General features: G+C 70.9%; 12 protein-coding genes. 8 read left to right on the top strand and 4 right to left on the bottom strand.

From position 1 onward, the window contains the following. Positions 1 to 4: 4 nt before the first annotated feature. Positions 5 to 3,688, bottom strand: coding sequence for a multifunctional oxoglutarate decarboxylase/oxoglutarate dehydrogenase thiamine pyrophosphate-binding subunit/dihydrolipoyllysine-residue succinyltransferase subunit (locus tag LXM50_RS07230; protein ID WP_233310629.1), 3,684 nt, complete (start codon positions 3,686 to 3,688; stop codon positions 5 to 7). Between the two features lie 227 nt (positions 3,689 to 3,915). On the opposite strand from LXM50_RS07230, the gene LXM50_RS07235 reads away from it, so the two are divergent. From LXM50_RS07235 to LXM50_RS07245, 3 genes are all read left to right on the top strand, one after another. Continuing rightward, a complete protein-coding gene (locus LXM50_RS07235; protein ID WP_233310630.1) occupies positions 3,916 to 5,379 on the top strand; it encodes a GuaB1 family IMP dehydrogenase-related protein in 1,464 nt (487 codons plus the stop codon). A gap of 137 nt (positions 5,380 to 5,516) precedes the next feature. Beyond that, positions 5,517 to 6,830 carry a hemolysin family protein gene (locus LXM50_RS07240; protein WP_233310746.1) on the top strand — a complete coding sequence of 438 codons (1,314 nt, stop codon included), beginning with the start codon at positions 5,517 to 5,519 and terminating at the stop codon, positions 6,828 to 6,830. Beyond that, on the top strand, positions 6,827 to 7,888 hold the full coding sequence (locus tag LXM50_RS07245) for a hemolysin family protein (protein ID WP_233310631.1): 1,062 nt from the start codon (positions 6,827 to 6,829) through the stop codon (positions 7,886 to 7,888). Before LXM50_RS07240 ends, LXM50_RS07245 begins: the two co-directional genes overlap by 4 nt. 35 nt (positions 7,889 to 7,923) lie before the next feature. On the opposite strand, the gene LXM50_RS07250 is transcribed toward LXM50_RS07245, so the two are convergent. Continuing rightward, positions 7,924 to 8,991, bottom strand: coding sequence for an NADH:flavin oxidoreductase/NADH oxidase (locus tag LXM50_RS07250; RefSeq protein ID WP_233310632.1), 1,068 nt, complete (start codon positions 8,989 to 8,991; stop codon positions 7,924 to 7,926). Between the two features lie 105 nt (positions 8,992 to 9,096). Here LXM50_RS07250 and LXM50_RS07255 point away from each other — a divergent pair, with 105 nt between their 5' ends. From LXM50_RS07255 to LXM50_RS07275, 5 genes are all read left to right on the top strand, one after another. Next, positions 9,097 to 10,044, top strand: coding sequence for an ADP/ATP-dependent (S)-NAD(P)H-hydrate dehydratase (locus tag LXM50_RS07255; RefSeq protein WP_233310633.1), 948 nt, complete (start codon positions 9,097 to 9,099; stop codon positions 10,042 to 10,044). Continuing rightward, positions 10,041 to 11,399 carry a hypothetical protein gene (locus tag LXM50_RS07260; protein WP_233310634.1) on the top strand — a complete coding sequence of 453 codons (1,359 nt, stop codon included), beginning with the start codon at positions 10,041 to 10,043 and terminating at the stop codon, positions 11,397 to 11,399. The genes LXM50_RS07255 and LXM50_RS07260 overlap by 4 nt, the downstream gene beginning before the upstream one ends. Then, the gene (locus LXM50_RS07265; protein ID WP_233310635.1) at positions 11,399 to 11,731 is read left to right on the top strand and encodes a thiamine-binding protein; all 333 of its coding nucleotides are present in this window, start codon (positions 11,399 to 11,401) and stop codon (positions 11,729 to 11,731) included. The genes LXM50_RS07260 and LXM50_RS07265 overlap by 1 nt, the downstream gene beginning before the upstream one ends. Before the next feature lie 9 nt (positions 11,732 to 11,740). Further along, entirely contained in the window at positions 11,741 to 12,982 is a 1,242-nt protein-coding gene (locus LXM50_RS07270; protein ID WP_233310636.1) for an MFS transporter, read from the top strand. 67 nt (positions 12,983 to 13,049) lie between these two features. Then, the gene (locus LXM50_RS07275; protein ID WP_233310637.1) at positions 13,050 to 13,703 is read left to right on the top strand and encodes an NUDIX hydrolase; all 654 of its coding nucleotides are present in this window, start codon (positions 13,050 to 13,052) and stop codon (positions 13,701 to 13,703) included. A 25-nt stretch (positions 13,704 to 13,728) separates the two neighbouring features. On the opposite strand, the gene LXM50_RS07280 is transcribed toward LXM50_RS07275, so the two are convergent. Together LXM50_RS07280 and LXM50_RS07285 are read right to left on the bottom strand one after the other, a co-directional pair. Further along, positions 13,729 to 14,937: a homoserine O-acetyltransferase gene (locus LXM50_RS07280; RefSeq protein WP_233310638.1), complete on the bottom strand. Its 1,209-nt coding sequence runs from the start codon at positions 14,935 to 14,937 to the stop codon at positions 13,729 to 13,731. 262 nt (positions 14,938 to 15,199) lie between these two features. Continuing rightward, positions 15,200 to 16,231: a hypothetical protein gene (locus LXM50_RS07285; protein ID WP_233310639.1), complete on the bottom strand. Its 1,032-nt coding sequence runs from the start codon at positions 16,229 to 16,231 to the stop codon at positions 15,200 to 15,202. Positions 16,232 to 16,389 lie beyond the last annotated feature (158 nt).

The raw sequence follows: 16,389 nt of genomic DNA on the forward strand, positions 1-16,389 counted from the left end.
CCGCTCAGAGCGTCAGCGCCCGCGAGAGCAGGTCGGCCTGCTCCGCGGCGTGCACCTTCGAGGATCCGGTCGACGGCGCCGCCGACGCGGGCCGGGTGATCGGGCGCACGACGCGCGGACCGGGCACGGTCTGGAAGTGCAGGGCGAGGAACGGCCAGGCGCCCTGGTTCTCCGGCTCCTCCTGCATCCAGACGATCTCGGCGTTGGGGTAGGTGTCGGCGACGGTCTTCAGCGTGCGCAGCGGCACGGGGTAGAGCTGCTCGACACGCACCAGCGCGATCTCCGGGTTCGGGTTCTTCTCGAGCTCGGCGACCAGGTCCCAGTGCACCTTGCCGGAGTGGAAGATCACGCGCTTGACCGCGGTCCGGTCGAGCGCACGGGTGTCGTCGATCACGGCCTCGAACTTGCCGCGCGTGAAGTCCTCGACCGGGCTGGTCGCGCCACGCAGGCGCAGCATCGCCTTCGGGGTGAAGACGATGAGCGGCCGGCGCGGCTTCGCGTACGCCTGGCGGCGCAGCAGGTGGAAGTAGCTCGCCGGGGTGGACGGGCGCGCCACGGTCATGTTGTCCTGCGCGCACAGCTGCAGGAAGCGCTCCATGCGCGCGGACGAGTGATCCGGTCCCTGACCCTCGTAGCCGTGCGGGAGCAGCAGCACGACGCTCGACTGCTGGCCCCACTTCTGCTCGGCGGCCGAGATGTACTCGTCGATGACCGACTGCGCGCCGTTCACGAAGTCGCCGAACTGCGCCTCCCACAGCACCAGCGCCTCGGGGCGTTCCACCGAATAGCCGTACTCGAAGCCGAGCGCGGCGTACTCGCTGAGCAGCGAGTCGTAGACGAAGAAGCGCGCCTGGTTGTCGGAGAGGTTGGCCAGCGGCAGCCACTCCTGGCCGTTCGCGCGGTCGTGCAGAGCCGCATGACGCTGCACGAAAGTGCCGCGACGCGAGTCCTGTCCGGCCAGGCGCACGGGGGTGCCCTCGACCAGCAGCGAACCGAAGGCGAGGAGTTCTCCGAAGCCCCAGTCGATCCCGCCGTTGCGGCTCATGTCGACGCGCTTGTCCATGGCCTGCTGCAGCTTCGGGTGCACGGTGAAGCCCTCGGGCTTGTTCGCGTGCGCGTCACCGATGAGGTGCACGACCTCGAGCGGGACGCCGGTGACCTCGGGGGTGCCGATCTGCTCGTCGACGGGCGGGAGATCGGGGGCGATCGGCGTGGCGCCGGTCTCCGCCGCGTGCGTCTCCGCGAAGGCGATCTCCAGGCGGTTCTGGAAGTCGGCTTTGGCCTGGTCGTACTCCTCCTGGGTGATGTCGCCGCGACCGACGAGCGCGTCGGTGTACAGGCTCCGCACCGAGCGCTTCGCCTGGATCAGGTCGGTCATCAGCGGCTGCGTCATCGACGGGTCATCGCCCTCGTTGTGGCCGCGACGGCGGTAGCAGACCAGGTCGATCACGATGTCACGGTGGAACCGCTCGCGGTATTCGAAGGCGAGCTGTGCCACGTGCACCACGGCCTCGGGGTCGTCGCCGTTCACGTGCAGGACCGGGGCCTGGATGGTCTTCGCGACGTCGGTCGCGTACACCGACGTGCGCGAGTCGTTGGGCAGCGTGGTGAAGCCGACCTGGTTGTTCACGACCACGTGCACGGTGCCGCCGGTGCGGTAGCCCCGCAGCTGCGACATCTGCAGCGTCTCCACCACGACGCCCTGACCCGCGAAGGCGGCGTCGCCGTGCACCAGGATCGGCAGCCAGGTGAACGTGCCGATGGGCTTGCGGTCCTGCTTGGCGCGCGCGATGCCCTCGAGCACGCCATCCACCGTCTCCAGGTGCGAGGGGTTCGCGGCGAGGAGGATCGGCAGCTCGGCGCCGTCGTCGGCGACGAACGTGCCCTCCTTGCCCAGGTGGTACTTGACGTCACCGGATCCGCGCTGGTTGCCCGGCAGGGTGGATCCCTCGAACTCGCGGAACACCTGGCCGTAGGTCTTGCCGGCGATGTTCGCGAGGACGTTCAGGCGTCCGCGGTGCGCCATGCCGATCGCGGCGCCGTCGAGTCCCGCACCGGCCGCGCCCTGCAGGATCTCGTCCAGCAGGGGAACGAGAGACTCGGCGCCTTCGAGCGAGAAGCGCTTCTGGCCGACGTACTTGGTCTGCAGGAAGGTCTCGAAGGCCTCGGCCTCGTTGAGCTTGCTGAGCACGCGCAGCTGCTCGTCGTGGCCGGGCTTGACGTACTTGACCTCGACCTTGTCCTGGAACCAGCGGCGCTGCTCGGGATCCTGGATGTGCATGTACTCGATGCCGATCGTGCGGCAGTAGGAGTCGCGGAGAACTCCGAGGATCTCGCGCAGCTTCAGCTGACGATGACCGCCGAAGCCGTTCGTGACGAACTCGCGATCCAGATCCCAGAACGTCAGTCCGTGGGTCTCGATCTCGAGATCGGGGTGCGTGCGCTGCACGTACTCGAGGGGGTCGATGTCGGCCATGAGGTGGCCGCGCACACGGTAGGAGTTGATGAGCTCCTGCACGCGCGCCGTCTTGTCGATGCGCTCGGCGAGGTCGACCGCGATGTCCTTGTTCCAGTGGATCGGGGCGTACGGGATCCGCAGTGCACGGAAGATGCCCTCGTAGAAGCCGCGCTCGCCGATCAGCAGCTCGTGCACCTTCTTCAGGAACTCGCCCGAACCCGCGCCCTGGATGACCCGGTGGTCGTAGGTCGAGGTGAGCGTGATCGTCTTGCCGATGCCGAGCACGTCGAGCGTCTTCTGGCTGGAGCCCTGGAACTCCGCCGGGTACTCGAGGGCGCCGGCGCCGATGATGCAGCCCTGGCCCTTCATCAGACGCGGCACGGAGTGCACGGTGCCGATGCCGCCAGGGTTCGTCAGGGACAGCGTGGTGCCCTGGAAGTCCGCGGCGGTCAGCTTGTTCCCGCGCGCGCGGCCGATGAGATCCTCGTAGGCGGAGAGGTACTCGCTGAACGTGAGGGATTCGGCGCGCTTGATGCTCGGCACGAGCAGCGCGCGGGTGCCGTCGGGCTTGGGGATGTCGATCGCGATGCCGAGGTTCACGTGCGCGGGGGCGACGACGCTGGGCTTGCCGTCGACCTCGGCGTAGAACACGTTCTGGCTCGGGAACTCCTTGATCGCCTGGATCAGCGCCCAGCCGATGAGGTGCGTGAAGGACACCTTGCCGCCGCGGGTGCGGGACATGTGGTTGTTGATGACGATGCGGTTGTCGATCATCAGCTTCGCCGGAACGGTGCGCACACTCGTCGCGGTGGGGACGGTGAGAGACTCGTCCATGTTCGCGGCGAGGGTCTTCGGCATGCCGCGCAGGGGGGTGACGACGTCCTCGTGCTGCTCGGCGCCGGGTTCCCCGGTGGCGCGATCCTGTGCCTGGGCGGGGATCGGAGCCTGGCGCGCGGGCTTGGTCGTCGTGCGCGCGACGGGCTGCTGGCCGATCACCGGGACCGGTGCGGTCACGGGGTGGGCGTCCGGAGCCGCCGCCGGCGTGGTCGCGGGTGCAGCGGGAGCCGCCGCAGGCTCAGAGGGGTGGTAGTTCTCGAGGACCGGCCACCACTCCTTGTCGACGGAGTTGCGGTCGATCTTGAACTGCTCGTACAGCTCATCGACGAGCCAGGAATTGGCCCCGAACTCTCCATCTCCAGAAGTCCCGACGCCGGTCACCTGGCTCGACACGCTCGATCGCCCTCTTTCATCGCTGAATCTGGTGGGATCCGTCCCCGGTGGTCTCCGGGTATGGCCACTCATCCGGGTGTCAAGCCTAACGTGTCGGAGCCCCTGTGCGGGTCTGGAACGCGGTGCGGGGCGGGACCGTCCGGACGCGGGACGCCGTCGACCGGTGCCGCCTGTTCCGAACGACGCGGAGCCGAGGCGTTCCCCGCGGGGACGGCTACCCTGAGAGCATGCAGTTCTCCGGCGAACTCCCCATGGTCGACCTCACCTACTCCGACGTGTTCCTGGTGCCGCGTCGCTCGGATGTCACGAGCAGACTCCAGGTCGATCTCGCGCCGCAGGACGGCACCCCCGCGACCATCCCGCTGGTGTCCTCGAACATGAACTCGGTGACGGGTCCGCGGCTCGCCGCGACCCTCGCCCGCCGCGGCGGGATCGGCGTGCTGCCGCAGGACATGCCGCTGCAGGAGCTCGACGAGGCGATCCGCTGGGTCAAGCGCCAGCCGGTGTCCTGGGACACGCCGCTCGTGCTCTCGCCGCGGGCGACGGTGGAGGACGCGCTCCGGCTGCTGCCCGCCACCGACGGTCACGGCATCGTGGTCGCCGATGCGCCGGGCGGTCCCGACGGCCTGCACGTCGACGCGATCCACGGGATACTGCCCGCGGTCCGGCTCGCGACCGCGCTGCGGGACGCCCAGCTCGGCGACCTGGTCCGCGCGGACTCCCCGTCCCTCGACGCCGACGACGTCGCCGACCCGCGCGCGGCGTTCGATGCGATCACCGCTGTGGAGGCCGAGATGGTCTGCGTGCTGCAGCACGGCCACCTCGTCGGCACGCAGACCGCGCGCGGTGCGCTGCGCTCGACGCTGTACCGCCCCGCGGTCGACGCCTCGGGTCGCCTGGCCGTGGCCGCCGCGGTCGGGATCAACGGCGACGTCGCCGCCAAGGCCACGGCCCTCGCCGCCGCCGGCGTGGATGTTCTGGTGGTCGACACCGCGCACGGTCACCAGGACGGCATGCTGAGGGCGCTGCGCACGGTCGCGGCGCTCGAGCTCGGCATTCCGATCGTGGCAGGCAACATCGTCACGGCCGATGGTGTGCGCGACCTCGTGGAGGCCGGCGCGTCGATCCTGAAGGTCGGCGTCGGGCCGGGCGCGATGTGCACCACCCGCATGATGACGGCGGTCGGGCGTCCGCAGTTCTCCGCCGTGCTGGAGACGGCGCAGGCTGCCGCCGAGCTCGGCGCGCACGTCTGGGCGGACGGAGGAGTGCGCTACCCGCGCGACGTCGCGCTCGCCCTCGCCGCCGGGGCCGCGTCGGTGATGGTCGGATCCTGGTTCGCCGGCACCATCGAGGCGCCGGGCGAACTGCAGAGCGACGCCGGAGGGCGCATCTACAAGGAGTCCTGGGGCATGGCCTCGACGAAGGCGGTACAGGCGCGCTTCGGCCGTCTCGACGCCTACGAGCGCGCTCGCAAGGAGCTGTTCGCCGAGGGCATCTCCTCGTCGAAGATCTACCTGGATCCGCTCCGTCCCGGTGTCGAGGATCTGCTCGACATGATCACCTCGGGCGTGCGCTCGTCGTTCACCTATGCGGGGGCGTCCTCGGTACCCGAGTTCCACGAGCGCGCGCTGGTCGGCCTGCAGTCCGCGGCCGGCTACGAGGAGGGCAAGGCGCTGCCGGTCAGCTGGTGAGCGCTTCGGCGATCAGGCATCCGTTCAGCTTCGCCCCCCGCACGTCACAGTAGAATCGTGCGCACCATGGACGACCCTCCCTCGTGTAGTACATCGCCCCACTGCCCGCTCTCCGCTTCGACGGAGGTGACACCGTGATGGATTACATCTGGTTGGGCGTGGGGCTGCTGCTCATCGTGGGGACGGGCCTGTTCGTCGCCAGCGAGTTCGCACTCGTCAACCTCGATCGCGCGGATCTGGAGGCGCGACAGGATCGCGGCGAGAGCCGCCTCGGCATGACCATCGCGGCGCTCAGGATCACCTCGACGCATCTTTCGTCGGCGCAGCTGGGCATCACGCTGACCACGCTGCTGACCGGTTTCACGATGGAGCCGGCGCTGTCGAACCTGCTCCGTCCCGTGCTGACCGCGTGGGGGATCCCCGAGCCCGTCACCGTCACGATCGCCGTGATCGTCGCGATGACGGTCGCCACGATGCTGTCGATGATCCTCGGCGAGCTGGTTCCGAAGAACTTCGCGATGGCGCTGCCGGTCGCGACCGCCAAGGTCGTCATCCCGTTCCAGACCGTGTTCACGATGGTGTTCCGGCCGATCGTCGTGCTGCTCAACGGCAGTGCCAACGCCGTACTGCGGGCGATGGGCATCGAGCCGAAGGAGGAACTCAGCGGCGCGCGTTCGGCCGAGGAGCTCAGCTCACTCGTGCGCCGCTCGGCGAGCGCCGGCGTGCTCGAGGAGGACACGGCGACGCTGCTGGATCGCAGCCTCGGCTTCGCGCGGCTCACGGCGGGCGACGTGATGACGCCGCGCCCCAGCATGCACGCGATCGCCGCGGCGGACTCCGCCGACGACGTGATCGGCCTGGCCAGGCGCACGGGACACAGCCGCTTCCCGGTGTTCGACGAGGACCTCGACGACATCACCGGCGTCGTGCACCTCAAGGCGGCCGTGTCGGTGCCGCGCGACAGGCGCACGGAGGTGCCGGTGGGCGCGCTCGCCTCCGAGCCGCTGCGGGTGCCGGAGACCGTGCACCTGGATGCGCTCGTGGCCGAGCTGCGCGGCGGGGGCTACCAGCTCGCGATCGTGGTCGACGAATACGGCGGCACCGCCGGGATCGTGACCCTCGAGGACCTCGTTGAGGAGATCGTCGGCGAGGTGTCCGACGAGCACGACCGCAGCCGGGCCGGCGTCGTGAAGGGCCGCGACGGGATCACGTTCCCCGCGGAGCTGCGTCCGGACGAGCTGCGCGCGAGCACCGGCATCGAGGTGCCGGAGGGCGACGTGTACGACACGGTCGGCGGCTACGTGATGAGCGTGCTGGAGCGGCTGCCCAAGGCCGGGGACGAAGTGCCCGTGCCGGGAGGTGCTCTGCACGTCGTGCGCATGCAGGGGCGTCGGGTGGACCGGATCCGCTTCACGCCTGAGACGACGACCGAGGAAGGGGGCGAGCGATGAGCGACTGGGCCGGTATCGCATGGCTGTTCGTGCTGCTCGTCTTCAACGCGTTCTTCGTCGCGGCCGAGTTCGCGGTGATCTCCGCACGTCGTTCGCAGATCGAGCCGCTCGCCGAGCGCGGATCCCGTTCCGCACGCACCGCCCTGTATGCGATGGAGCACGCCACGCTCATGCTGGCGACCTCGCAGCTGGGCATCACGGTGTGCTCGCTGCTGATCCTGAACGTCTCCGAGCCGGCGATGCACCACCTGCTCGCCGCGCCCCTGGGCGCGCTCGGACTTGCCGAGGCGGCGGTGGATGCGATCGCGTTCATCATCACGCTGGTGATCGTGTCGTTCCTGCACGTGGTCTTCGGAGAGATGGTGCCGAAGAACCTGGCGTTCTCGGTGCCGGACCGGGCCGTGCTGATCCTCGCGTCGCCGCTGGTGTGGATCTCGAAGGTGTTCTACCCGGTGATCCGCGCGCTGAACGCGACGGCGAACGGCGTGGTGCGGCTGTTCCGCGTGGAGCCGAAGGACGAGGCCGCATCGACGTTCACCCTCGACGAGGTCGCCACCATCGTGGACCAGTCCCGCAGAGAGGGCGTCCTCGCCGACTCCGCGGGCACCGTGAGCGCGGTGGTGGAGTTCACCGACAAGGACGCGCGCGATGTCGCGGTGCCGCTCGCGGGGCTGGTGACGCTTCCGCTCGGCGCGACGCCGGACGATGTGGAGCGTGCCGTCGCCAAGCACGGCTTCTCGCGCTACGTCATGGTCGATCCTCAGGGTGTGCCCGTGGGGTACGTGCACCTCAAGGACGTGATCCGTTCGGCTGAGGGGCCGGATGCGGCGGCGAGGGCCACCGCGCCGATCCCCGCGAAGCGGATCCACCAGATGGTTCCGATGCAGGAGGACACCGACCTCGAGGACGCGCTCGCGATCATGCGGCGCGCCGGACGTCACCTCGCGCAGGTGCGCGACGCCGCGGGCGAGACGACGGCGATCCTGTTCCTGGAGGACATCATCGAGGAGCTCGTCGGCGAGGTGCGCGACATCACCCGTCGCGGCTTCGGCCGCTGACGGCCCCGACGAGCCCTGCTGGCGACCGCGCGGCGTCAGCGCCAGCGGGCGCGCAGGTACTGGTCGGGCCAGGCGACCTCGTCGCCGAGCTCGTGCGCGGCCCGCAGCCCGAAATGCGGGTCGCGCAGCCACTCCCGTCCGGCGAAGATCGCGTCCGCCGCGCCCTCGGCGAGCACGGCCTCGGCCTGAGCGCCGTCGGTGAGCAGCCCCACCGCGGAGGAGGGGATGCGGCCGCCCTGGCGCACCGCATCGGCGAGCGGCACCTGATAGCCGGGGTGCACCTCGATGTGCTGGTGGGCGACGAGCCCGCCGCTGGAGACGTCGATGAGGTCCGCGCCGTGCGCGACCGCCCACTCCGCCACCACGGCGGCCTCGTCCGGCGTGAAGCCACCCGGGGCGTGGTCGGTGGCGGAGATCCGCACGAACACCGGAACCCCGTCGCCCGCGACCCGGCGCACCGCTTCGGTGACCTCGAGCAGCAGGCGGGCGCGGTTCTCCAGGGATCCGCCGTACTCGTCGTCGCGGTGGTTGCTGAGCGGTGAGAGGAACTCGTGCAGCAGGTACCCGTGCGCGCCGTGGATCTCCAGCACGTCGAAGCCGGCGTCCAGGGCTCGGCGGGTGGCCGACGCGAACGCCTCGACGACCTCGGCGATGCCTGCTTCGTCGAGCGCCTCGGGTGCGTCGAAACCCTCGAACGCGATCGCCGAGGGCGCGACCGTGCCCCAGCCGCCTCGGGCTGCAGGAACGGATCCGCGCTCCTCGGCCCACGGCCACCACGTCGACGCCTTGCGGCCGGCGTGCGCGAGCTGCACCCCGATCCGCGCACCGCGCGCATGCACGGCGTCGACGATCGGCGTCCAGGCGTCGCGCTGGGCGTCGTTCCACAGGCCGGTGTCGCGCGGGCTGATCCTGCCCTCCGGCACCACGGCGGTGGCCTCGGCCACGATCAGGCCGGCGCCACCGGAGGCGAACTGGGCGAGATGCGTGTGGTGCCACTCCTGCGGCACACCCTCGATCGCGCTGTACATGCACATGGGGGACACCCACAGGCGATTGCGCAGGGTGACGGATCGGATGGTCAGCGGGGAGAACAGGAGGCTCACGGTCCGACGCTACCCGTCGCCGGGCGGGTCGGGGCCGCATCCGGGGATCCGCCGATCCGGGACGGCCCGGCGGTGCGCACAGCCACGGCCCAGTACCGTTGACGCATGCCTTTCTTCGCCGGAGCGGTGCGCCCCTGGTCGCACGGCCGCACCCGCGCACTTCTGCGCGCGCCGAGCGCCGAGTCCGACAAGCGCAGTCGCGGCGTCGTGGCGCTGCGCACCGGATCCGACGCGTACCCGGGCGCCGCGGTGCTCGGCGTGGAGGGCGCCTGGCGCGCCGGCTGCGGCTACGTGCGCTACGTCGGCCCGCGGCGTGCCGCGGACCTCGTGCTCGCGCGACGCCCCGAGACCGTCACGACCGAACCCGGCTCCGAGGCCGTGCGCGCTCAGGCCTGGGTCATCGGATCCGGCACCGACGCCGCCGCCCGCACGGCACCGGAGACGGCGGCGCTGCGTGCGCTGCTGGCCGGCGCGGATCCTGTCGTCGTCGACGCGGGTGCGCTGGATCTGCTTCCCGGGGCGGGCGCGCCGGTGATCGCCACGCCGCACGCCGGAGAGTTCGCCCGGCTGCGCGCGTCGCTCGGGCTCGGGGGGCTGGTCGCCGATGCCCTGCGGGATCCGGCCGCACGCGCCGAGGCGGTGCACGAGACCGCCGAGGCGCTCGGCGGTGCGGTGCTGCTCAAGGGTGCCACCACGCTCGTCGCGGACGGCACGGGCGTCATCTCCGTCGAGGCCGGTTCGCCCTGGCTCGCCACCGCCGGGACCGGCGATGTGCTGGCAGGCGTGATCGGCGCTCTCGTCGCGGCCGACCGTGCCGCGGACGGGAGAACCGCGCTCGCCGAGCTGGCCGCCGCGGCGGCATGGCTGCACGGCCTCGCCGGGCGGATCGCATCCGGCACCTCGGCAGGCGGATCGGGACGCCCGATCGTCGCGCTCGAGGTGGCGGACGCGCTGCCGGCCGCTTTCGCTCTCGTGCGCAACGGCTACGCCGGGGCGCCCTCCGACGACGACCACGACGACCACGACGAAGAGACCCAGGAGGACCGCGCGTGACCGGTGCCGAGCCGACGGGCGCGATCCGCGCCGAAACGAGCCGACGCGGCGACGCGCTGAGGGCGTCCGCGGTGCGTCGTGCCGGAGTACCGCTCACGGTGCTGTGGCTGGCGTTCGTCGTCGCGCACCTCTACGTCGCGACGATCGGGTGGGTCATGCCCGCCCTGCCGATGGGCGACACCGTCTTCGTGTACGAGCCGTGGGCGCGCAACGCGCTCGGGGGCGGCGCGATCGTGGGCATCACCGAGAGCTGGGTCTACCCGCAGCTCGCGCTCGTGCCCATGCTGATCGCGCAGGGTCTGTCCCAGCTCATCCATCCGCTTCTCCCCGGGACGTACGCCGTCGGATCCGCGAGCTACGTCGTCGCCTGGTCGATCCTGGTGACGGCGCTCGACGCGGTCGGGTTCGCGTTCCTGCTGCGCGGAACCAGGGCGCGACGCAGCCGGATCCGCCGTGGCGCCGCCCTGCTCTGGATGGGCGCCCTCCTCGTGCTCGGGCCCATCGCGATGTTCCGGATCGATGCGATCACCGTGCCGCTCGCGATCATCGGCGGGCTGTGGCTGTTCTCCCGCCCGGCGGTCGCGAGCGCGCTGTTCACCATCGGTGCCTGGATCAAGATCTGGCCCGGCGCGCTGTTCGTCGCGGCGCTCGCGCTGCTGCGCGGCCGGGTCCGCATGCTCGTCACGGCCGCGATCGTCACGTTCGTCGTCGTGCTCGGGCTCGTACTGCTGGGCGGGTCCGCCAATCTCCTCGGCTTCCTCAGCCAGATGAGCGGCCGCGGGCTGCAGATCGAGGCTGTCGGGGCGACTCCGCTGCTGTGGCTCACCCAGATCGGCGTGACGCGGATCGAATACAGCCGCGAGATCCTCACGTTCCAGCTCACCGGGCCCGGCGTCGATGTCGTGGCCGCGCTGCTCACCCCGCTGATGGTGGTGGGCGTGCTCGCCGTGGCGGGGCTCGCCCTGTGGAAGCTGCGCGCCGGCGCCTCGGCGCGGCGTCTGCTGCCGGCGACCATGCTGGCACTGGTGGCGGTGCTGATCGCGTGCAACAAGGTGGGTTCGCCGCAGTTCCAGGTGTGGATGCTCGCGCCGCTCGTGCTGTGGTGCCTGTGCGACGGGCCGCGTGTGCGGATCCCTGCGATCCTGGTGCTCCTGGACTACGCCCTGACCCAGGCGGTCTACCCTGTCGTCTACGACCAGCTGCTGGCGGCGCAGCCCCTTCCGATCGCGCTGCTGAGCGCCCGCAACATCCTCGTCGTCGTCATCTGCGTGATCTCGATCCGCGCGATCGTGCGCACCCCGGTGCACCGCACCCCATCCCTCGCCACCGAACTCCCCGAAACCCGGAGGTCCTGATGCTCGTCGCCTTCTCCGTCGCTCCCAGCGGATCCGCCCCCGACCGCACCGAGAGCGCCGGCGCCTCGGTCCACGACGCGGTCGCCGCCGCGGTGGCGGTGGTCCGCGCCTCCGGGCTCGCGCACCGCACCACGAGCATGTTCACCGAGATCGAGGGTCCCGACTGGGACACCGTGATGGACGTCGTCAAGCGCGCGACCGAGGCGGTCATGCCGTTCGGATCCCGCGTGTCCCTCGTGCTCAAGGCCGACATCCGCCCCGGCTACACCGGCGAGATCGACGGCAAGATCGAGCGCCTCGAGCGCGCCATCGAGGACACCGACAGCCTCTAAGCTGGACGGATGAAACCCTCGAGCCTCTCGAGGGGTGCGGCGATGCGGGCGCTCCTCTCCCTCGCCATCGGCAGCTTCGGCATCGGCATGACCGAGTTCGTCGCGATGGGTCTGCTCCCCAACATCGCGCAGGACCTGCTGCCCGAGCTGTGGGCGCAGAACCCCGACGAGGCCATCGGCCGCGCCGGGCTCCTGGTGTCGCTCTATGCGCTGGGCGTCGTGCTCGGCGCACCCACGATCGCGGGACTCGTCGCGCGCTTCCCGCGCCACCGGGTCATGGTCGGCCTCGCCATCGCGCTCACCCTCGGCAACGGGCTGGCCGTGGTGCTCCCCACCTTCGAGACCGTGGGACTCGCCCGCTTCATCGCGGGGCTGCCGCACGGCGCCTACTTCGGGATCGGCGCCCTCGTCGCCTCCGACGTCCTCGGCCCGGGCAAGCGCGCCAAGGGCGTGGCCTTCATCCTGACCGGTCTCACCATCGCGAACGTGGTCGGCGTCCCTGCGGGGACCTACCTCGGCCAGCACGTCGGCTGGCGCAGCGCCTTCCTCGTCGTCACGATCGTGTTCGCGCTCGCCACGGTCTGCATCGCGTTCTTCGTGCCGGAGCACGAGGGCGATCCCGGGCGCACTTTCCGCGCGGAGCTGCGCGTGTTCCGCCGCCCCCAGGTCTGGTTCGCACTCGCGACCGGCGCCATCGGCTTCGGCGGGTTCTTCGCGGTGTACAGCTACATCGCCCCGGTGGTCACCGAGCGGGCGGGTGCCCCGGAATGGATGGTGCCGATCACGCTCGTCGTGTTCGGACTCGGCATGACGATCGGCAACCTGCTCGGCGGCGTGTTCGGCGACTGCAACCTCAGACTCACGCTGCTGGTCGGCCTCGGCGCGATGGCCGTGGTTCTCGTCCTGCTCGCGATCCTGTCGTTCTCGATCTGGCTGCTCGTGCCGCTCTCGTTCGTGATGGCGCTGCTCTCGTCGATCCTGAGCCCCGCGATCCAGACCCGGCTCATGGAGGTCGCGGGCGACAACCAGTCCATCGCCGCGGCGCTGAACCACTCCGCGCTGAACATCGGCAACAGCCTCGGCGCCTTCCTGGGCGGTCTCGTGATCGCGTGGGGCTGGGGGTTCGCCGCGCCATCCTGGGTAGGCGCCGGCCTCGCCGTGCTCGGTCTCGGGATCGCGATCGTCTCCTACGCCGTGCAGCGCCGCTTCCACACCGAGACCGGATCCGTGCGGGTGCACGACCTGGTCTGAGTCCGATTCGCCCTCGATCGCGGCGCCGCCGCGGGTGAGGCGCCCCGGTGCGTCCTAGCATGGGCGGATGAGCTCGGCCGAGGACGACGACCTGCCCGTCGCGGGCACCGCGGTGATCCTGCGCGACGCGACGCACGGGATCGAGGTGCTGCTCATGCGTCGACCCGACCGCGGCTCGTTCGCAGGAGCCTGGGTGTTCCCCGGAGGCATGCTCGAGCCCGGCGACCGCGTCGCGGGTGCGGAGGAGAGCGAGGACGCCGGACGCGCCGCGCTGCGCGAGACCGTCGAGGAGGTCGGTCTGGTGCTCGACCGTCTCGTGCTGCTCTCGTGCTGGGTGCCGCCGGCGGGGATCCCGAAGCGCGTACGGACCTGGTTCTTCCTCGCGGCGGATCCGGGAACAGGGGAGATCGCCGCGCAGGACGAAGTGGCCGACATGCGCTGGTTCGCACCGGAGGCCGCGCTCGCCGCGAGGGACGCCGGGGAGATCGCGCTCATGCCGCCGACCTGGCGCACGCTGCACGCGCTGCGTGGCGCGACCACGGTGGAAGACGCGTTCGCCCTCACCCGCCTGCCCGATCCCGCGGTGTTCCGGACGCGGATGGAGCCCACCGAGACCGGCACGATCTTCTACTGGGACGGCGACGAGCTCGCCGGGGGAGCGCCCGGCGCGCGCGACCGGCTCGTCGCCGAGAAGCCGGTGTGGCGGTACGAGCGGGGCTGATTCCGCAGGGGCCGTCGTTCGTCGCTCAGGCGCGGAGCAGCCGCTCCAGATGCATGCCAACATCGTCGGTCTCGATGAGGAACCCGTCGTGGCCGAAGTCGCTGGCGAGCACGACAGCCTCGTTGCCATCCAGCGTGTGCGGGATGCCCCGGGCGATGCGGTGCTGGCCGTCCACGGGGAACAGCCGGTCGGTGTCGATGCCGAGCACGAGCGCGGTGGCGGTCACCCGCTTCAGGGCGTCCTCGACGCCGCCGCGGTCGCGGCCGATGTCGTGCGAGTTCATCGCCTCCACGAGCGTCAGGTAGCTGTTCGCGTCGAAGCGGCGGGTGAACTTGTTGCCGTGGAAGTCGAGGTAGCTCTCCACCGCGTAGCGACCGCCCTGGCCGAGCGGAGACACGTCGGACTGCCAGGAGCGCTGGAACCGCTGGTTCAGCTCGATCGGGCTGCGGTAGTTCAGCAGAGCCATCCGCCGCGCGAGGGCGAGGCCGCGGTGCGGACCCTCACCGACGGGTGCGTCGTAGTACTCGCCGCCCGCGAAGCGCGGATCCATCCGGACCGTCTCCAGCTGCACGAAGTTCAGCGCGAGCTGGTCGGCGGTGGTCACCGGGGGAGAGGACAGGATCGCGAGCCGCTCGACGCGCTCGGGGTGTCCGACAGCCCATTCCAGGGCGTGCATGCCGCCCATGGATCCGCCGATCACCGCACCCCAGCGTGCGATGCCGAGCACATCCGCGAGCAGCACCTGGGCGGCGACCTGGTCGCGGATGGTGAGGTACGGGAAGCGCGAGGCCCACTCGTAGCCGTCCGGCGCGATGCTCGCGGGACCGGTGGATCCCTGGCACCCACCCAGCATGTTCGGGGCGATCACGAACCACTTCTCGGTGTCGATCGCGCAGCCCGGGCCGACGATCTCGCCCCACCAGCCGCTGGTCGCGTGTCCGCGGCCCGCCTCGCCGACGACGTGGCTGTCTCCGGTGAGCGCGTGCAGGATGAGGATCGCGTTGTCGCGCGCCTCGTTCAGCGTCCCCCAGGACTCGTACGCGAGCCGGATCAGCGGCAGCTCGCCACCGCCCTCGGTGCGGAACGGCCCGAACGCCTCGAACCGGCGATCGCCGGCCGGATCCCCGTCCCGCCAGGCGCCCGTGGACGGCGGGCGGGCGCGCAGCAGGCGGGCGTCCGCCTCCGACACGCGCGCCGAGGGCACCGTGTCCTCCGAGGTCGTCTGCCAGTCCATGGGTCCATTCTCCCGGGTGCGGGCGGGTGGGCGCCGAAGGTTACGGATCGGGGCGCGGCGGCGGGCCCGTTGCGGGTTGCCGCTCTCCTGTCGCCGAGACCCCCACATGCCGCCGAGACCCCCACCAGGATGTGTCATCCCGTGGGGGTATCGACGCTACGTGGGGGTCTCGGTGCAGGTGCGTGCGGCGAGGCTGCCGGCGTGCCGACACTGAAGGGGCCGTGCTGCGTGGACACCTGCACTGTGCAGGGCGGCGTGAGCGTCAGGTCGGTGGGTGGACCCCGAAGGTATGCAGCCGAGCGCCGAGAGTGTCGGAGGTGCGGATGTGCGGGGAACCCCATCGCACCGTGCGCCATCCCGTGACGCCGCGGACGATGTCCTCCCTGTCCTTCTCGGCGAGCACGATCTCCTCGATCTCCCGACCGCCTCGCAGCCGCGGATCCCGGTACTTGCCCTGGCCATCGAACTCGCCGAACGCGTGACAGCGGGGGAAAGCGAAGTCGAGCCAGAACTCCTCGCCCTCCGGGCCGCGCACCGGTGTCTGCAGGGGCACACGTCGGAAGCCGAGCCGAAGCAGATGAAGTCTGCTGACGCTCTCCCCGGGCAGCTGCGCACGACCATCGGCGAACCGGATGAGCTCCCGCGCCTTGCGGATTCCGCGGACATGGATCCGACCGGTGCGTTCGCCCATTCGCGCTCGCCATGCGGCCGCGAGTTCCGGATCCTGCTCGTGCCGCTGCACAGCCTCACTGCGCAGGGCGGCGTCAGCGGCGGACAGCCCGACTTCGGCCGAGGCGCCGCAGAGCAGATCAAGGACGGTGCGGTCGACCGTCGTGCACCCGATGCCGTCGACGTTCGTGATCTCCGCCCGATCGACCGCCACATCGTGCAGCATGAGTCGCGCCCGAGCGCGCGTGTGCCGTGCGCCGAGGACGATGGCATGCACCTGCTCGGGACGCCAACGGTACAACGGCAGCCCATGCAACACCGCTGCCGACGGTCCCCAGAACACCAGCCCCGGCAAAGGTGCGTTCCGGTGCGCGGCGATCACGTCGAGCAGATGCCGCTCCTCGTTCCACAGCACAGCCCAGTCGTCAGCATGGACATAGCGGCCGCGGCGCACCCGGATCAGGCGCTTGGCGGCCTCGAGCGCGCGGAGGTCGCGTTCTGTGTGCCCGGTCGCGATCAGTTCGTGGCGCGAGAGCAGCAGTGCCCGCGCGCGGGCCGGCGTGAGCCGATCCACGGATCCCAGCAGCGGATGCGCCGCGCGAGCGCCGAGCACGTCGAATGTCATCCCGCCAGCGTGCCCGCATCGCTGTCATCGTGCGGCGCTCCGCCGTGATCGGTGCACTTTTCTCGCGAGTCACATGCCTGTGCGGACCCGGACCGCTGCGCCCCGTTCCCACGCCGATACCCCCACGCACCATCCAGACCCCCCGGGAATACATCGTC

It is taken from the genome of Microbacterium sp. Au-Mic1, assembly GCF_021341785.1.
Lineage (GTDB): Bacteria > Actinomycetota > Actinomycetes > Actinomycetales > Microbacteriaceae > Microbacterium.